Consider the following 16,858-nt stretch of genomic DNA (forward strand, 5'->3'; position numbering starts at 1 on the left):
CTCGCTCATCCAGATGTCGCGGGTTCGAATCCCGCCGTGGCCACTTTCGTGGCCTCGTAGCTCAGGTTGGTAGAGCACTGGCAGAAACACGGCTTCAGCACTCGGGCGCACTTTTCCCCGGAGGGGGACTTCCATGACCACGACCCAGAACCCGACGTCTCTGCCGGAGGCGCATCATGGTCCCGCCGAGCGACTGCTCGAGCTGGTCCTCGGCGGCTCGGCGCACCTGTGGCACAACCGTCCTGGCCTCAACGTGTCCGGCACCTGGTACGCGGCGGCCCACGCCACTCCGCAGCAGCGCGCCCGCGGTCGTCCCGTGGCGCCGGGCTTGTTCGCGCCCGCGGCGGTGAACCTCTACCGACAGCTCCTCGACATCTACCGACTCAACGCCGAGCTGATGGCCCACTTCGCGTCCTATGCGTTGACGCAGACCGACTGGCGCGACCTCAAGGTCGCCACGTGCGCGCTCATGCTCGTGCAGGAGCACGCCGGCCAGCCCGTGCGCGGGGACCAGGGGGAGATCGCCTTCCACGACGACGATTGGCGCGCCATCGGCGAGGCCATGGTGCTGCACTACGAGCGCAAGTCCCTCCGCATGCTGACGCCCAAGTCGGTGCTGCGCGTGGCCGAGCTGCTCGAGCACCCGGAGATCGCCCAGCTCAACCGAGCCGCGGGCTTTGGTGATCCCGCGTCCCGCAAGGCGCCGCTGGGTCGATGGAAGCGCGTGGCCACCCGGTGGCTCGCGGCGCGCGAGTCGAACCTGCCGATGCTCCAAGGGCTGGTGAAGGCCGGCTACAAGGAGACGCTGAAGAAGCTGGCGCGCAAGGCGGGCTACAAGCCGTCCTCGCCGACCTTCTTCGAGGTGCTCGGGTGGAAGCAGAAGCAGTCTGCCGGGGGGCACCGCGCGGTGGGCCTCGAAGGGCTGCGACTGGTGAAGCGTGAGCGCTTCGATGGCCTCAGCGAGGCGGAAATCTGCGAGTGGATCAGCCTGGAGCGACTCTCCTACAAGGACGTCGTGGGGCGCTTGCCGAAGGACGTGGGACTCACGCCGGCCATCCTGGCGGCGGTGCTCCCGTCCCTCTCGGATCGCGACCTGCGCATGCTGACGCCCACGCTGGAGGAGCTGGGGCTGTTGGAGGACTCCGCCGTGAAGGCGCGCTGGGAGAAGGCCGTGGCCAGCGCGACGGATCAGCGCGCGCTCAACATCGCGAAGAACGTGCGCGGCCAAGCCCTGCGCCAGAAGCTGGAGGAGGCAAGCGACAACGCCGCGCGGCAGGCCGTGGCCGAGGCGACGGCGGAGACGGACGTGCGAGTCATGTTCCTCGTCGACAAGTCGGGGTCGATGGAAGGCGCCATCGAGCAGTCGAAGGAGGCGCTCGCGCGAATCCTCGCGGGCTTCCCCTTGGACAAGCTGCACGTGGCGGCGTTCGACACCATGGGCACGTTGCTCAAGCCCAAGGCGTCCAACCGCGCGGCGGTCCAGCACATGCTGGGCGGCGTGAAGGCGTCCGGGGGCACGGTGCACGGCGCTGCGGTGCATGCACTGCACCGCGACGGCGTACGGGTGCCCACTGACGCGCGGCTCGTGGTCATCGTGGTGGGAGACGAGGCGGGAGAGGCGGGCGATCAGTTCGCTCGGGCGTTCCGGGATTGTGGCTACACCGTGTCCGCCCTGGCGCTGATGGTGAGTGTGGTGGGCGCGCGAGGCAACACGGTGCGCACGTGCGCCGCACAGCTCCGCGTGCCGTTCAGTGAGGTGCAGGTGGAGCAGTTCGCGGACCCGTACCAGGTTCCGCGGGTGCTCAAGGCGTTGCTGGACGCACCCGCGGCCACGGGAGTCAGCCAGTCTGGCTGGGTCGAGCGGGTCATGCGGACACCGTTGTTGAAGGTGGCTTGAGGCCTGGCGGCCTCACTCGGAGGCGGACGTGGACTACCGGAAGTTTCTCGGAAAGGCGCAGTCGATGGTGCTGCCGTATTGCGGCGGCGGGACCGTCGATGCGCCTTCACGCCGCCTCCGCGTCACCGCCCCGGTGCATCCGGGCTGGTGGCGCTTCGAAGTGCAGGGGCGTCATGCGACCGCGCGAGAGGTGGCCGAGCCGGAGGGCTTGGACACCTGTCCGCGCGTCCGCGGACACCTCTGGGGAACTCGGCTCGTGCGCGACGGCGCGGTCGCGGAGCGACTGGAGCTGATGCCGGAGGAGGAGCCGCCCCGCTTGTCGTGGGTCGTCGCCCGTCGCTGGCATGACGGCACGCTCCTCTTCGAGAGCCTGGAGTTCGAGAGTGAAGCAGAAGACGTCGCGCGGCGGGCCCTCGAGGAAGGACGAACGCTGGCGGGAGCCAAGGGCGTCAGCGCGTCGCTGCGCGCGGCCTTTGGCTATGCCGTCGTGGACGCGGCGGCGCGGACCCAGGGCATCCACTTCGCGCCGGCGGAGGTCCGCGGCAAGGTCCTCGCCATCGCGGCAGGGGGGCGCACCGAGGCCGAGGCGTGTCTCGCGCGACTGCTCACGGAACGCGCACTCCATCAACGCGCCCTGGCTCGACGAGAGGCCGCGCGGGAGCAAGCCGCACGAGCCCAGCCCCGGCCGGCGCCTGCACGACCCATCGTGCGCCCTGACGGCCGAAGCTCGCACATCGAGCCGGGAGCCCCCCCGTCCGAGCGCGTGGAGCGCGCGCTGGAGAGCGCGGGCGCGCGGCTCCATGCCCAGCGCCGGCTGAGCAATGGACTGCTCGAAGTGACGTTTGGCTTCATGGACGAGCGCTTCATCTCCGTGGTGGACGCGCAGACGCTCCAGGTCCGAGACGCCGGGGTCTGCCTCGCGGGCGCCGACGAACGGGTGACACTGGAGAGCCTGCCCTCGGTCATTCGCGAGGCCATTGAGTCTGACGTGCTGGTCATCACCCGACACGCCTGACACTGGCAGGAGTCACGTCATGCCCCACGCCTCCTTGCGAGAAGTCTGTGCCCTCATCGGGCGTGGTGGCGTCGTGCTCTGGAGCGATGCGTCCAACAACCCCGTCCTGCTGCCGGACTCGCGCACCCGCTGGGAGGCCATCTGGCGGCTGCGCGCCGAGCTGGTGGAGATCGCCCACAGCCATCCCGTGGGGCCTCGGGGGTTCTCCCACGAGGATGAAACGACGATGCGCGCGCTCACCGAGGCGCTGGGGCGCGCCGTGCGATTCTCGGTGGTGGCCCCCGACGGCATGGTGGCGCGCATCGGGGGCGAGGACGTCCACCTCGCTCTGGAGCCCGAGTGGGCGGCGTGGCTGCGCCGCGCCTCGGGCATGCGCGAAGCGCCGTAACCCGCGTACGGCTTCAGCCGCCGAGCAGCCGGTTCACGAGCGCGACGTAGTCCTTCTTCGCGGTCTCACGCGGCAGGCTCTTGCGCTGGGCCCACGCGTCGTACTTCGCGCGCCCCTTGATATCGAGCATCCCGGGACGCTTGCCCTGCACGTCGCCCTCGGTGGCCTGTTTGAAGAGGGAGTACAGGTCCAGCAACTGCTCGTTGGAAGGCCGGCTGGGGAGCGTCCTCACGCGCTCCTGCGCGGAGCGGAAATCATCATCGAGGGCCATGGCGTCTCCTGGTTCGCGCGACCATAGCAACGCGCGCGCACGACGCGGGTGGCGCGCCCACCCACCGCTCCACGTCCCATCCCAGATACGGACAAACCTGCGCGCAGCCCAACGCGCGACCCACACAATCCGTATCGGCTTCTCGGGGAGTTTCATGTCATGGCGCAACCTTCCAGGACATGGATTTTCTTGGAATATCCGAGCAGATTGCTTTGTCTCGCGACTCACGAGATTGTGAGAATTCCATGATTCTCTACGACGAGAGCAACCTCTCCCAGCTCTCCTGGCCCGACACCCCCGAGGGGCGATTCGCGCGCGACTTCCTCACCCCGCTGCTGCGCCAAGGCACCTCGGCCTACGTCTCGGACCGCACCACCTTGCGCCTGGTGCAGATGGATGGCTGCGTCCTCCCGCTGGCCATCAACGACTCCGAGTACGACAACTCGGCCCTCTTCTCGACCTTCTCTCGATACATCACGTTGCAGTTGTCCGCGGTCACCGCCGAGGCGTGGGGACCTTTCCGCGCGTGGCTGGTCCGCGGCGTGATGAAGACGCTGGGGCTCTTGCTCAAGGCCGCGAAGATCGACCGGTGCGTCTACGTGGACCACTGGCTGATGTTGCGCAATCTCGGCGTGATGCTGTCCGCCGAGCAGGTGCGGCGTCTCACGGATTTCCTGGCGTCGCGCTATCCCCAGCACGCCATCGTCTTCCAGGCCGTGAATCCGGCCACCCACGCGCCGCTGCTGAACACCTTGAAGGACCAGGGCTACGAGTTCGTCTACGCGGCCCACACGCGCATGCTCGTGCCCTACAAGGCCGAGGTCAGCCGGCAGGTGCGCGAGAACCGCCGCCGCGACGCGCGCTTGCTCGAAGCCGCGGGCTATCAGCTCGTGGATGGGCGGACGATGCCGGACTGCGCGCCGAGGCTCGTGGAGCTGTACCGCGCGCTGAACGGCGAGAAGTACTCGACGAACTTGCAGTTCTCGACCGAGTTCTTCGACACCACGCTGCGCGGGGGCGTCCTCGAGTACCGGCTCGCGGTGAAGGACGATCGCATCGACGGCTTCTACAGCTTCATGGTCAGCCACGACGTCGTCTCCTCGCCGGGCTTTGGGTATGACCTGAGTCTTCCGCAGGACCTCGGGCTGTACCGCGGCCTCGTGTATCACCTGATGCAAGAGGCGGTGGATCGCGGGCTGACCATCGAGCTGGGCGCGGGCGCGGATCAATTCAAGAGCCTGCGCGGCGACAAGGGTGTGCCCCGCTACAGCGCGGTGTCCCTGCGTCACCTCCCAGAGTGGCGCAAGGCGGGCTGGAGACTGCTCCAGCGCTTCGCCAACGGCGGCCTGCTGCCCGCCTCCAAGGGATACCTCGGCGGAATCGAAGGCGAGCCGCCCGTGGGCTTTGACGCCATGCCCGACACGTTCTCGCCTCCCATGACCATGGGCCCGCGCGAGGCGGCGGCGGCGCTCCGCCAGGAACTGGACCTGCTGGAGCGAGGACTCGACGAGACGACCGGACTTGAAGGCGAGGCCTTGGCGCGAAGCCTGACGCCGCTCGCGGACAAGCTCCACAACTGGCCTCAGCCCACGCTGCGTGTCCTCGAGCTGCGCGAGAAGCTGGCCAAGCGCGAGCAGGAGGCCCGGCGCAAGGACTCCGCGCGCCCGAAGGCCGAACAGCCCGCGGCGTCCGAGCAAGCGCAGCAACTCCTCGACGCCGCCATGCGAATGGGAGAGACGGCGCTCGTGGCGCGGCACCTGGGCGACGCCTCCGCGCAGCACTTGCGCGCGGTCGTGGAGTGTCTGCGACAGGCCCCGGGTCCCACCGCGGTGGTGCTCACCGCGTGCCGAGGCGAGAAGGTGGTGCTCGTCACCGCCGCCACGCAATCGCTGCTCGCGCGGGGCGTGGATGCCAGCCAACTGATGGCTCAGGTCGCGCCCTCCGTGGGGGGAAAGGGAGGAGGTTCACCCGACGTCGCCTGGGGTGGAGGCTCACGCCCGGATGGCATTGACGCTGCGCTCAGCGCCGCGCGCGATTACCTCCAGGCGAGTCTTGGCAGTCATTGAATTCCGTGTCGCGTCACCGGACTCACCCGACCCATGCACCTCTACGACGAGACCCAGATCGAGGCGGCCCCTTGGCCAGACACCGAGGAAGGCCGACAGGCGAGAACCTTCCTCGTCCCGCTGTTCCAACAGGGCCCACAAGCCTTCTTCGAAGACAAAGCCAGCATGCGATTGCTGGCCATGGATGACCTGCTCATCCCGCTGTCCGTCACCGAATCCCCACACGACAACTCGTATTTCTTCTCCATGTTCGCGCGCTACATCACCAGTCAGCGCGCCGCCATCAAGACGGGCAATTGGAGTCCGGTCGCCGGCTTCGTCGCCAGCAGCGCGCTGTGGAGCGTGGGGTCGCTGCTCAAGGCCGCGCAGCTCGACAAGTGCGTGCAGGTCGACAACTGGCCCACCATGCGAAACATGGGAGCGGCCCTGAACGCGGACCAGGTGAAGCGCCTCACCGAGTTCCTCGTGTCGCGCTATCCGCATCACGCGATTGTCTTTCCCGCGCTGAATCCCGCCACCCACTCCCCGCTGCTCAATCACTTGAAGGGCCACGGCTACGAGTTCGCGTACATGACGCACACGCGAATGCTGCTGCCCTTCGGGTTGGAGCTGAGCCGACGGGCACGGGAGAACCGCCGCCGCGACGGCCGCATCGTGGAGACCACCGACTACAAGCTCGTCGAGGGGAAGGACGTGCCGGATTGCGCGCCACGGCTCGCCGAGCTGTACCGGATGCTGAACCGGGAGAAGTACACGACCAACCCACCCATCACGACCGCGTTCTTCGAAGCGGCGCTGCGCTCGGAGAAGTACCGCATCCGCCTGCTCGTGAAGGACGGACGCGTCGACATGTTCTACGGCATCACCATCAAGGACGACGTCGTCAACTGCGCGCTCTCCGGTTACGACATCACGCTGCCGCAAGAGCTCGGGCTGTACCGCATGCTCAACAACCTCCTGATGATGGAGGCCCTCGACCGTGGGCTCGCCATCGAGACCGGAGGCGGCGCGGATCAATTCAAGACACTGCGAGGCGACCGGCCCCTGCCCCGCTACAACGCGGTGTACCTGAAGCACCTCTCCGCCCGCCGCAGGGGTGGCTGGAAGCTGGTGCAGCGACTGGCCAATGAGTCCCTCCTGAACGTGAGCCGCGCCCGGCTCAAACAGGTGGACGGAGACGAGAACGTCGCCGGCTTCGACCGCATCCCCGAGACCTTCGCGCCCCCGTTCCTGAGTCCGCGGGAGTCCGTCCTCTTGCTGCGACAGGAGCTGGACGCGCTGGAGAAGGCCCTCGACGAGGCCGCCACACTGGAGGGCCTGGAGCGCGTCCACCGGCTCTCGGAATTGTCCAAGCGCCTGGAGGATGAGCAGCTCCCCCGTGACCGGGTCGCGGCGCTTCGCGAGCGCTGCGAGTCGCTCGCGTCGGCGATGCAGAAAGACAAGCGCGCGCGCAAGGCCTCGGGGCGAGCGCAACGCGCGGAGCAGGCGCGTCAACTCCTGGAGCAAGCCTCGAAGTTGGGCGACACCACGCTCGTCGCGAAGCACCTGGGCGAAGCGCCGCTGCATCACCTGCGCACGTTGGCGGAGCTGCTGCGCAAGTCGGCTCCGAACGCCGCCGTCGTCCTCGCGGCGACCCAAGGCTCCACCGTCGGGCTCGTCACCGCGGCGACCGCCGACCTCATCGAGCGCGGTGTGAATGCAGGCATCCTGCTCGCACAGGCCGCACCCTCGGTGGGCGGCACGGGCGAGGGCAGCCCCGAGCTTGCCTGGGCCGAGGGGCCTCGACCGGAGGGCATCGCGGCGGCGCTGGACGCCACCCAGGCCTTCCTCCAGGCACGGCTGAACCCTCCGGCCTGACAGCACCATCCCGTCATTCAACCGCGACAGAGCCGCTGGCTGCGCCGGCTCTGCAGAGAGGTGTGCTCCACGATGGCTCCGACGCAAGAAGACAAGCGGGCGCGGCTGGCGAGGCTCCTGCGCGAGAAGACACAACCTCATCGACACGCGCCGCCCTCGTTCTCCCAGGAGCGCATGTGGTTCCTGGACCAGTGGAGTCCCGGTAGCGCGCTGTTCAACATGCCCGCGGTGGTGCGCCTCACGGGCACGCTCCACCTGGACGCGCTCAAAGCCAGTCTCCAGCAGTTGGTGGATCGCCACGAACCGCTGCGCACGGTGCTCCCCGAGCAGGACGGCCAGCCGATCCAGGTCATCACGCCCACACAGCCCCTCTCGCTCACCGTGGTGGCGCTTCCGGAGCATCCGTCCACCGAGCGAGAGACCCGAGCCTGGGAGCACATCGCCAACGAGGCGCGGCGCCCCTTCGTGCTGGCGCAGGGCCCGCTCATGCGCGCCACGTTGTATCCGGTGCGCGCGGATGAGCACCTGCTCCTGCTCAACCTGCATCACATCATCGCGGACGGTTGGTCCATGGGCGTGCTCGTCCGGGAGTTGGCGGCCTTCTACGTCGCCTTCCTGGAAGAGCGCCCCGCGACCTTGTCAGCGCTGCCGCTCCAGTACGCGGACTTCGCCGTCTGGCAACGACAGTGGTTGCTCGGGGGCGTGCTGGAGGCACAGCTCGCCTTCTGGCGCGCGCGGCTGGATCCGCACTCCCGCATCGAGCTTCCGGCTGACAAGCCAAGGCCCGCGACGCTCGGGAACCGGGGGACTCGACAGGTGTCGCTGCTCTCGCCCTCGCTCACGCAGAGCCTGCGGGACTTCAGTCAGCACGAAGGCAAGACACTGTTCGTCATCCTCCTCGCCGCCTTCGACGTCCTGCTCCATCGCTACACCGGGCAGACGGACCTGACGGTCGGGACGCTCGTCTCCGGTCGCGGCCGGGCCGAGGTGGAGGGCCTCATCGGCCTGTTCATCAACGCCCTCCCACTGCGCACGGCCCTGTCCGGAAGCCTGACGTTCCGCGAGCTGCTGGAGCGGGTGCAGGACACGACGCTCAAGGCCTACGACCACCAGGACGTGCCCTTCGAGAAACTGGTCGAGGCCCTCAAACCCGAGCGCAGCTCCAGTCACCTGCCCATCGTCCAGGTGATGCTGATTCACCAGAACGCGCCCGCGTCGCCACTCCAGGCCCAGGGGCTCCGGATGGAGCCGCTTCCCGTCACCACCGAGACGACCAAGCACGACCTGACGCTCTACGCGATGGAGCTGCCCGACACCCTTCAGCTCAGCGCCGAGTACAACACCGACCTCTTCGAAGCACCGACGATGGTGCGCCTGCTTGGACACCTGCGCCTGCTCCTCGAAGGCGCGCTCGCGAATCCGGACGCACGCATCGCGGACCTACCCTTGTTGTCAGAGGCGGAGCGGCATCAAGTCCTCGTGGAGTGGCATGGCGCGCGTGACGCGTTCCCACAGCAGGCGTGCATCCACACGCTCATCGAGGCCCAAGCCCAGCGCACCCCACACGCCGTGGCGCTCACCTTCGAGGGCCAATCCCTCACGTACCAACAGGTTGACCAACGTGCCAATCAACTGGCGCACCACCTGCGCGCGCAAGGCGTGGGCCCCGAGTCGCGTGTGGGCATATGCCTTGAACGGTCGCTGGAGCTGGTCATCTCCCTGCTCGCCACACTCAAGGCGGGCGGCGCCTATGTCCCGATGGATCCCGGCTATCCGGCGCAGCGCCTGACCTGGATGCTCGAGGATGCCCGGCCCACCGTCCTGGTGGCGCAGCACCCGCTGTTGTCCGTGCTGCCTCCGCACGACGCCCGCGTGGTGTGCGTGGACACCGAGGCGGAGGACATCGCGCGCCACCCGTCCCATGCTCCCGAGCCCTGGGCCACGGCCGAGAACCTCGCGTACATCATCTTCACCTCGGGCAGCACTGGCCGGCCCAAGGGCGCGATGAATGCGCATCGCCCTGTCGTGAATCGGCTCCAGTGGATGCAGGGCGAATATCGCCTGGGCGCCGAGGACGTGGTCCTTCAGAAGACACCGTTCAGCTTCGACGTGTCCGTATGGGAGTTCTTCTGGCCCCTCATGGTCGGCGCGCGGCTGGTGGTGGCGCGCCCGGGAGGACATCAAGAGCCCGCCTATCTCGCGCGGACCATCGAGGCCGAGCGAGTCACCACGCTGCACTTCGTCCCATCCATGCTCCAGGTGTTCCTCGAGGAGTCCGGCGAGGCGCGCTGTCGTTCGGTGAAGCGCCTGGTGTGCAGTGGCGAGGCGCTGCCCTTGGAGCTGAAGGAGCGCTGTCTCCAACGACTCCCGCATGCGGAGCTGCACAACCTCTACGGGCCCACCGAGGCCGCCGTGGACGTCACCGCCTTCGCCTGCAAGCCCGCCGATGGACGACGCTCGGTGCCCATTGGTCGGCCGGTGGCGAACACCTCCATCCGGCTGCTCGATTCGCGCATGAGCCCCGTGCCCGTGGGCGTCGCGGGCGAGCTGTTCATCGGGGGCGTCCAGGTGGGGCGTGGCTATCAATCGCGTCCGGACCTCACCGCCGAGCGATTCATCCCCGACCCGTTCAGCGATACGCCGGGCGCGCGCCTGTATCGCACGGGGGACGTGGCGCGCTGGCTGCCCGACGGGAACATCGAGTACCTGGGCCGCGCCGACTTCCAGGTGAAGGTGCGCGGCCTGCGCATCGAGCTGGGTGAGATTGAAGCCGCGCTGGAGCAACAGCCCGGTGTGCAGCAGGCCGTGGTGCTCGCGCGCGAGGACGTCCCCGGAGACAAGCGGCTCGTGGCCTATGTCGCCGGCCGAGGCGGACCAAGCGTGGTGGATGGCGAGGCCCTGCGCACCGCCCTCACGGCACGGCTGCCGGAGTACATGGTGCCCTCCGCGTTCGTCGTGTTGGAGTCACTGCCGCTCAACCCGAACGGAAAGGTCGAGCGCAAGGCGCTCCCCGCCCCCACAGTCGAGCGCACCGAGGAAGCCCGCGTGGCGCCGAGCACGCCCACCGAGCGCGAGGTCGCCGCGCTGTTCGAGGAGCTGCTCAGCGTGCGGGACGTCGGCGCGAAGGACGACCTGTTCCGACTGGGGGGTAACTCGCTGCTCGCGACCCGCGTCCTCGCGCGACTGCGCGCCCGCTTCGGCGTCGAGCTGCCGCTCCGCGTTCTCTTCCAGCACTCGACTGTCCAGCAGCTCGCGAAGCTGGTGGATGACACCCGCGCGCTGGGCACCGAGCACGCGACGCCCACCGCCGCGACAGGCCAGCGCGAGCGGCGCCCCGCCATACCCTTGCATGTCGATGACGCACCCGAGGGGCCCGCGCCCAGCTCCATGACGGCGCACGAGGAGGGCCGCGCCACGGAGATCTCCCCCGAGGAACGGCATCGTGTCCTGGTGGAGTGGAACAACACGGCCGCGGACTTCCCTCGCGGTGTTTGCATGCACCAGCTCGTCGAGGCGCAGGCCCAGCGGACCCCCAATGCCGTGGCGGTGGTCGCGGGCGGGGCCCGGCTCACCTACCGACAGCTCAACGCTCGCGCCAACCAGCTCGCGCGACATCTGCGCTCGCTGGGCGTGGGCCCCGAGGTCCGCGTCGGACTGTGCGTCGAACGTGGGGCCGACATGGTCGTGGGCATGCTGGGCATCCTCAAGGCCGGAGCAGCCTATGTCCCGCTCGACCCCACGTATCCTCGCGAGCGGCTGGCGTATCTCCTGGAGGATGCGCGAGGCCCGGCGCTCGTCGCGCACTCCCATCTGCTCCCGTCGCTGCCTCCGTACGACGCGCGGGTGGTCTGTCTGGACACGGAGCAGGAAGCGCTGGCGCGCGAATCCACCGATGCGCTCGAACCCGCCGCGACGTCGCAGAACCTCGCCTATCTCATCTACACGTCGGGCAGCACGGGGCGCCCCAAGGGTGTCGCCATCACGCATCACAGCGCGGTGGCCTTCCTCGCGTGGGCCCATGCCATCTACTCCGCCGAGGAGCTGCGCGGTGTCCTGGCCTGCACGTCCGTCAACTTCGACCTCTCCGTGTTCGAGGTCTTCGCGCCGCTGAGTCGAGGCGGCACTGTCATCGTCGCGTGCAATGCCTTGCATCTGGCCGAGCTGCCCGAGGCCGCCGAGGTCACCCTGCTCAACACGGTGCCCTCCGCCATGGCCCAGCTCCTGCGGCTCGGGGCGCTGCCGCCCTCGGTCCGCACCGTCAACCTCGCGGGCGAGGCGCTGCCCGCGCCCCTGGCCCGACAGGTCTTCGAGGTCCCCACCGTCGAGCACCTGTACAACCTCTACGGCCCCTCGGAGGACACCACGTACTCCACCTATGCCCACGTGCAGCGCGGCGAGGTGCCCAACATCGGCCGGACCATCACCAACACGCGCGCCTACGTATTGGACGCGCGGCTCCAGCCCGTGCCCGTCGGCGCCACGGGGGAGCTGTACCTCGCGGGAGACGGCCTCGCGCGCGGCTACCTTCACCGCCCCGACCTCACCGCGGAGCGCTTCATCCCCGCGCCCTTCGAGTCCGCGGGCTCGCGCATGTACAAGACCGGCGACCGCGTGCGGTATCGCGAGGACGGTGCGCTGGAGTACCTGGGCCGCAATGACTTCCAGGTGAAGATTCGCGGCTTCCGCATCGAACTGGGCGAGGTGGAGACCGCGGTCCAGGCGCAGCCGGTGGTGCGCGAGGCCGTGGTCATGGCGCGCGAGGACCACGCTGGCGACAAGCGACTCGTGGCCTATGTGGTCGCGCACGAAGGACAGACACTGGACGTGCCGACGCTGCGGCAGAGCCTGCGCCAGCGCCTCCCGGAGTTCATGGTCCCCTCGGCGTTCGTCGTGTTGGACACGCTCCCGCTGAACCCCAATGGAAAAGTCGATCGCAGGGCCCTGCCCGCCCCCGTCGCCGAGCGCGCGAGCACGCGCCCCTATGAGGCCCCGAGCACCCCCACCGAGGCGTTGCTCTCAGGCCTCTGGCGACAGGTGCTGGGATTGGAGCGCGCGGGACTTCAGGACCACTTCTTCGAACTGGGCGGTCACTCCTTGATGGCCACTCAGGTGGCCGCTCGGCTGCGCGCGTCGCTGCGCGTCGAGTTACCCTTGAGTGCCTTCTTTGAAGCCCCCACGCTCGGGGCCCTCGCGCAGCGAGTGGAGGCGGCTCGGGAGCAGGGCGACGCGCGCCCCATCATTCCGCCTCTGCTCCCCGTGCCTCGTGGCGCCAGGCTGCCGCTGTCCTTCGCGCAGCAGCGGCTGTGGCTGCTCGACCAACTCGAACCTGGCAGCACCGCCTACACCATCCTCGCGGCGCTGCGCCTGAGGGGACCGCTCAATCCCCGTGCGCTCGTGCGCGCCTTCCAAGCCCTCCTCCAGCGCCATGAGAGCCTGCGCACCCGCTTCCTCGCGGACGAGGAAGGACCGCATCAGCACATTCACGAGGACGCCGCTCCCGACATGCGGCTCATCGACCTGCAAGACCTGCCCGAATCGGAGCAGGAGCGCGAATCACTCGCGCTGGCCAGCGACGAGGCGGAGCGGCCCTTCGACCTCACGCGCGGCCCGCTCGTGCGAGGGCTGCTCATCCGCCGCACCGAGCAACATCACCTCCTCGTCGTGACGATGCACCACATCATCTCCGACGGCTGGTCGTCCGCCATCCTCATCCGCGAACTGTCCTCGCTGTACGCGGCGTTCGCGGCAGGCCAGGACACACGGCTGCCCGCGCTGTCATCGCAGTACGTGGACTACGCGCTGTGGCAGCGACAGTGGTTGCGCGGCGACGTGCTGGACTCCCAGCTGGACTACTGGCGCCGCCAGCTCGCGGGAGTGCCCACGGCCCTGCCCCTCCCCACCGACAAGCCCCGGCCCGCCGTGCAGACCTTCCGAGGCGGGCGCGTGCCCGTGAAGTTGGGCGTAGAGCTCACGCGAGCCATCTCGGCGCTGTGCGCGCGCGAGGGCGTCACGCCATTCATGCTGTTGCTGACGGGGCTCCAGGCCTTGCTCTCCCTCCTCTCGGGACAGCTCGACGTGGTGGTCGGTTCTCCCATCGCGGGACGCGGAGACGCGGAGCTGGAGGGCTTGATTGGCTGCTTCGTGAACACGCTCGCCCTGCGCGCCCAGATGGACCGCACGCTCGACTTCCGCGCGCTGCTGAAGCGGGTGCGCGACGTCACGCTGGGCGCCTACGCCCACCAAGATGTCCCCTTCGAGCGCGTCGTGGAGGCCGTGCTGCCCGTGCGCGACGCGAGCCGTGCGCCCCTCTTCCAGGTGCTCTTCGTCCTGGAGAATGCCCCGGTATCGCAGCCCATGGGCCCGGGGCTCTCACTCGACTTCGTGGACGTGGAGCGCCATTCGGCGAAGTTCGACCTGACGCTCGCGCTGTGGGACGAGCCCAGCGGCCTCTCCGGCGTGCTCGAATACAACAGCGACCTCTTCGCACCGTCCTCGGCGTCGCGCATGGCGGAACAACTGCGCGCGCTGCTCGCCTGGGGCGTGGCGAATCCCGAGCAGCCGCTCTCCACGTTCCATCTGGACGCGGCGCACTCCGAGGTACTTGTCCCCCTTCGCCCCCAAGGCACGAAGCCGCCACGCTTCTTCGTCCATGCCATCGGCGGCACCGTGCTGGGCTACGCGGAGCTGGCGCGTCAGCTCGAGCCCGACCGGCCCTTCTACGCGCTGCAAGCCCGCGGGCTCGAAGGAGGACATCCTCCGCTCGACACGGTCGAGGCCATGGCAGCGCACTATGTGCAGGCCCTCCAGACCGTGCAGCCCGTCGGGCCGTACCACCTGGGAGGCTGGTCCATGGGCGCCATCGTCGCGTTCGAGATGGCGCGGTTGCTCCAGGCCCGGGGTGAGCGCGTGGAGCCAGTTCTCTTCATCGAGCCGAGCCCCAGCGCCTACGCACAAGGCACTCGCATCGTGGACGCGGCGACGCTGGGCAGCCTCTTCGCGGCGAACCTCGCGCAGACGACCGGACTCTCGTTGGAGCTTCCCGCCCACGTCTCGCCCGATGACTCCCACGCGCTGCTTGGGCACTTGCTGGAAGAAGGCCGCCGCATGGGTGTCTTCGGTCCCGACGAGGGGCTCGACCACCTGCGGACGCTCCAGCGCGTCTTCACGGCTTGCGCAACCGCGCTCTATCAGCACACCCTTCGTCCGCTGAACCTCCCCATCACCCTGCTTCGCGGCACCGAAGCAGCCGTGGACGAGGGAGCAGACCGAACCCGGGGGTGGAGCGTGCTCGCCTCCCAAGTCGAGGTGGTGGACGTGCCCGGAGATCATTTCAGCATCCTGCGGTCCCCTCACGTAGAGGCCGTGGCGAGCGCCCTCGCGTCCCGCTCGCGGGCAGGTGGACTCACGTGACGACGGCATCCCCCTCCAGCACGCGGGCCATCACCCACCCTTCGAGCGTCTTCTTCATCACCTGGGCGGGGCTCGCCGTGTCCTGGTTTGGCTCGGGGCTGATGAGCTTCGCCATTGGCACCGTCGTCTACCATCGCACGGGCTCCATCACCGAGTACTCCCTCTTCAGCTTCTTCTATTTCGTGCCCCTGGCACTCGTGTCCCCCATCGCCGGAGCGCTGGTTGACCGGTGGGACCGGCGCAGCGCCATCCTGTTGAGCGACGTGGGCGCCGGGCTCTCCTCCGCGCTCATCTGGGTGATGCTCGTGGCCAGCGACGCGGGGCGCTGGAAGCTGGAGACCTGGCACTTCTACGTCCTCATCGCGCTGAGTTCGGCGTTCGTCGCCCTGCATGGACCGGCGTATTACGCGACCACGTCGCTGCTCGTTCCGAAGCACCAGCTCGGCCGTGCGAACGGCCTCATCGAGCTGGCGTTCGGCGCTGGGCAGATCCTCTCGCCCATCGTCGCGGGGGCGTTGGTGGGGCGCGTCGGGTTGAAGGGCATCGTGTTCATGGACGTGATGTCCTTCGTGTTCTCCATCTCCACCCTGCTCATCGTCCGCCTGCCTCGGCCTCCCCCGCTCGCCTCGGATCAGGTCGGCACCCCCAGCCTCCGACGCGACGTCACCGAGGGCTGGCACTTCATCCGACAGCGGCGGGGCCTGCTCCAACTCGTGGTGTTCGTCCTCTTCCTCAATCTCAACGTGGGGATGGTCGCCTCGCTCATCACGCCGCTCGTGCTGGCCTTCTCGGACGTCTCGACCTTGGGTCGCGTCATGTCGTTCTCCGGCCTGGGAATGGTCGCGGGCGGAATCGCCATGAGCGTGTGGGGGGGCCCCAAGCGCCGCATCCACGGCATCCTGGGCTTCTACCTGCTGTCCTCGTTCGTGCTGCTCGCCGCGGCCATGCCGCCCACGGCCGTCGTCATCGCGACCGCGGCGTTCTTCTACCTGTCGTGCTCGCCCATCATCGTGGGGTGCTTGTCCTCGCTCTGGCAAAGCAAGGTCCCGCCCGCGCTTCAGGGGCGCGTGTTCTCCGTTCGGCGGATGATCAGCCTGAGCGCGCCGCCCCTCGCCGCGCTGCTGGGAGGCCCCATCGCGGACAAGCTGTTCGAGCCTTGGCTCGCGCCCACGGGCCTGCTGGCGAACAGCGTGGGCCAGTTCATTGGCACCGGCCCCGGCCGAGGCATCGCCTTGCTCTTCCTGTTGATGAGTCTGGGGATGATGGTGCAGAGCGTGCTGTCGTACCTGTCACCGCACATCCGCAACATCGAGGACGAACTCCCCGACGCGCTGCCTGAGACCGTGGCGGAGGCGACGCCCGCTCAAGTCACTCCCGCGACCTGACGGCGTGACTCAGATTTCGCGCTGCCACAGGTGGCGCAAGTCCTCCGGGAGCTGAGCCATCACGTCCTCGGCTTCGCCTTCGCTGATCTGATGCCGCAGTGAATCCAGCACGGCACGGACCACGGGCTCCACGGCATCAGGATTCAAGGCGAGATCCTCTCCCACCCAGCGGAGCATCTCTTCACGGCCGAACTTCGCCGGACGCGCCTCGCCTTCGTGACGCTCACAGCGATGGAGCAACTCCGTCAGGCGGCGCGGGAGCTGCGCCTCCAGGTCGCTCGCCTCTTCGCTGTAGATGCGCTGCTCGAGCGCGCACAACACAGACACCGCCGCCTGCTGAGCCACGCTGGGAGACATGCCGCCGCGCTCGCACAAGCGCTTGAGGAAGGCAGCGTATGTCTGGCTCGACCGCATCTGACTGCGGCGCGCTCGGCGCTCCTCCAGAGTCAGCTCGCGCCGCGTCTCCGTGCGCTCCTCGCCCGACTCGGTGTCCGGACGTGAATCCTCGCGATGGTCGGCCATGGAATCCGCTCCTGTGTTTGCCCTCTGTGGGCATCAGGTTGCCCATG

The 16,858-nt window shown here is 68.6% G+C and carries 9 protein-coding genes; 7 read left to right on the plus strand and 2 right to left on the minus strand.

Annotation, left to right across the window (positions count from 1 at the left end; translation table 11 throughout):
- Positions 1 to 133 precede the first annotated feature (133 nt).
- Genes KRR26_RS01580 through KRR26_RS01590 form a run of 3 tightly spaced genes read left to right on the plus strand, consistent with a single transcriptional unit; the run spans position 134 to position 3,300 of the window.
- Positions 134 to 1,897, plus strand: a complete 1,764-nt coding sequence (locus KRR26_RS01580; protein ID WP_120205084.1) for a vWA domain-containing protein — start codon at positions 134 to 136, stop codon at positions 1,895 to 1,897.
- A 28-nt stretch (positions 1,898 to 1,925) separates the two neighbouring features.
- Positions 1,926 to 2,912, plus strand: a complete 987-nt coding sequence (locus KRR26_RS01585) for a hypothetical protein (RefSeq protein WP_217078953.1) — start codon at positions 1,926 to 1,928, stop codon at positions 2,910 to 2,912.
- Between the two features lie 19 nt (positions 2,913 to 2,931).
- Positions 2,932 to 3,300, plus strand: coding sequence for a Mov34/MPN/PAD-1 family protein (locus KRR26_RS01590; protein ID WP_217078954.1), 369 nt, complete (start codon positions 2,932 to 2,934; stop codon positions 3,298 to 3,300).
- Positions 3,301 to 3,313: 13 nt separating this feature from the next.
- Here the strand turns inward: KRR26_RS01590 and KRR26_RS01595 are convergent, their stop codons facing one another.
- A complete protein-coding gene (locus KRR26_RS01595) occupies positions 3,314 to 3,571 on the minus strand; it encodes an acyl-CoA-binding protein (RefSeq protein ID WP_217078955.1) in 258 nt (85 codons plus the stop codon).
- Positions 3,572 to 3,816: 245 nt separating this feature from the next.
- Between KRR26_RS01595 and KRR26_RS01600 the strand changes: the two genes are divergently transcribed.
- The 4 genes from KRR26_RS01600 to KRR26_RS01615 all read left to right on the plus strand — a co-directional run bounded on the left by KRR26_RS01600 (position 3,817) and on the right by KRR26_RS01615 (position 16,289).
- Positions 3,817 to 5,637, plus strand: a complete 1,821-nt coding sequence (locus tag KRR26_RS01600) for a DHHA1 domain-containing protein (RefSeq protein ID WP_217078956.1) — start codon at positions 3,817 to 3,819, stop codon at positions 5,635 to 5,637.
- Positions 5,638 to 5,670: 33 nt separating this feature from the next.
- Entirely contained in the window at positions 5,671 to 7,494 is a 1,824-nt protein-coding gene (locus tag KRR26_RS01605) for a DHHA1 domain-containing protein (RefSeq protein ID WP_217078957.1), read from the plus strand.
- 72 nt (positions 7,495 to 7,566) lie between these two features.
- On the plus strand, positions 7,567 to 14,904 hold the full coding sequence (locus KRR26_RS01610; protein WP_217078958.1) for a non-ribosomal peptide synthetase: 7,338 nt from the start codon (positions 7,567 to 7,569) through the stop codon (positions 14,902 to 14,904).
- Positions 14,901 to 16,289: an MFS transporter gene (locus KRR26_RS01615; protein ID WP_217078959.1), complete on the plus strand. Its 1,389-nt coding sequence runs from the start codon at positions 14,901 to 14,903 to the stop codon at positions 16,287 to 16,289. The genes KRR26_RS01610 and KRR26_RS01615 overlap by 4 nt, the downstream gene beginning before the upstream one ends.
- Before the next feature lie 9 nt (positions 16,290 to 16,298).
- On the opposite strand, the gene KRR26_RS01620 is transcribed toward KRR26_RS01615, so the two are convergent.
- Positions 16,299 to 16,811 (minus strand): DUF2267 domain-containing protein, encoded by a 513-nt coding sequence (locus tag KRR26_RS01620; protein WP_120205072.1) that lies wholly within the window; start codon positions 16,809 to 16,811, stop codon positions 16,299 to 16,301.
- Positions 16,812 to 16,858 lie beyond the last annotated feature (47 nt).

The sequence above is a fragment of the Citreicoccus inhibens genome (assembly GCF_019039035.1).
Lineage (GTDB): Bacteria > Myxococcota > Myxococcia > Myxococcales > Myxococcaceae > Citreicoccus > Citreicoccus inhibens.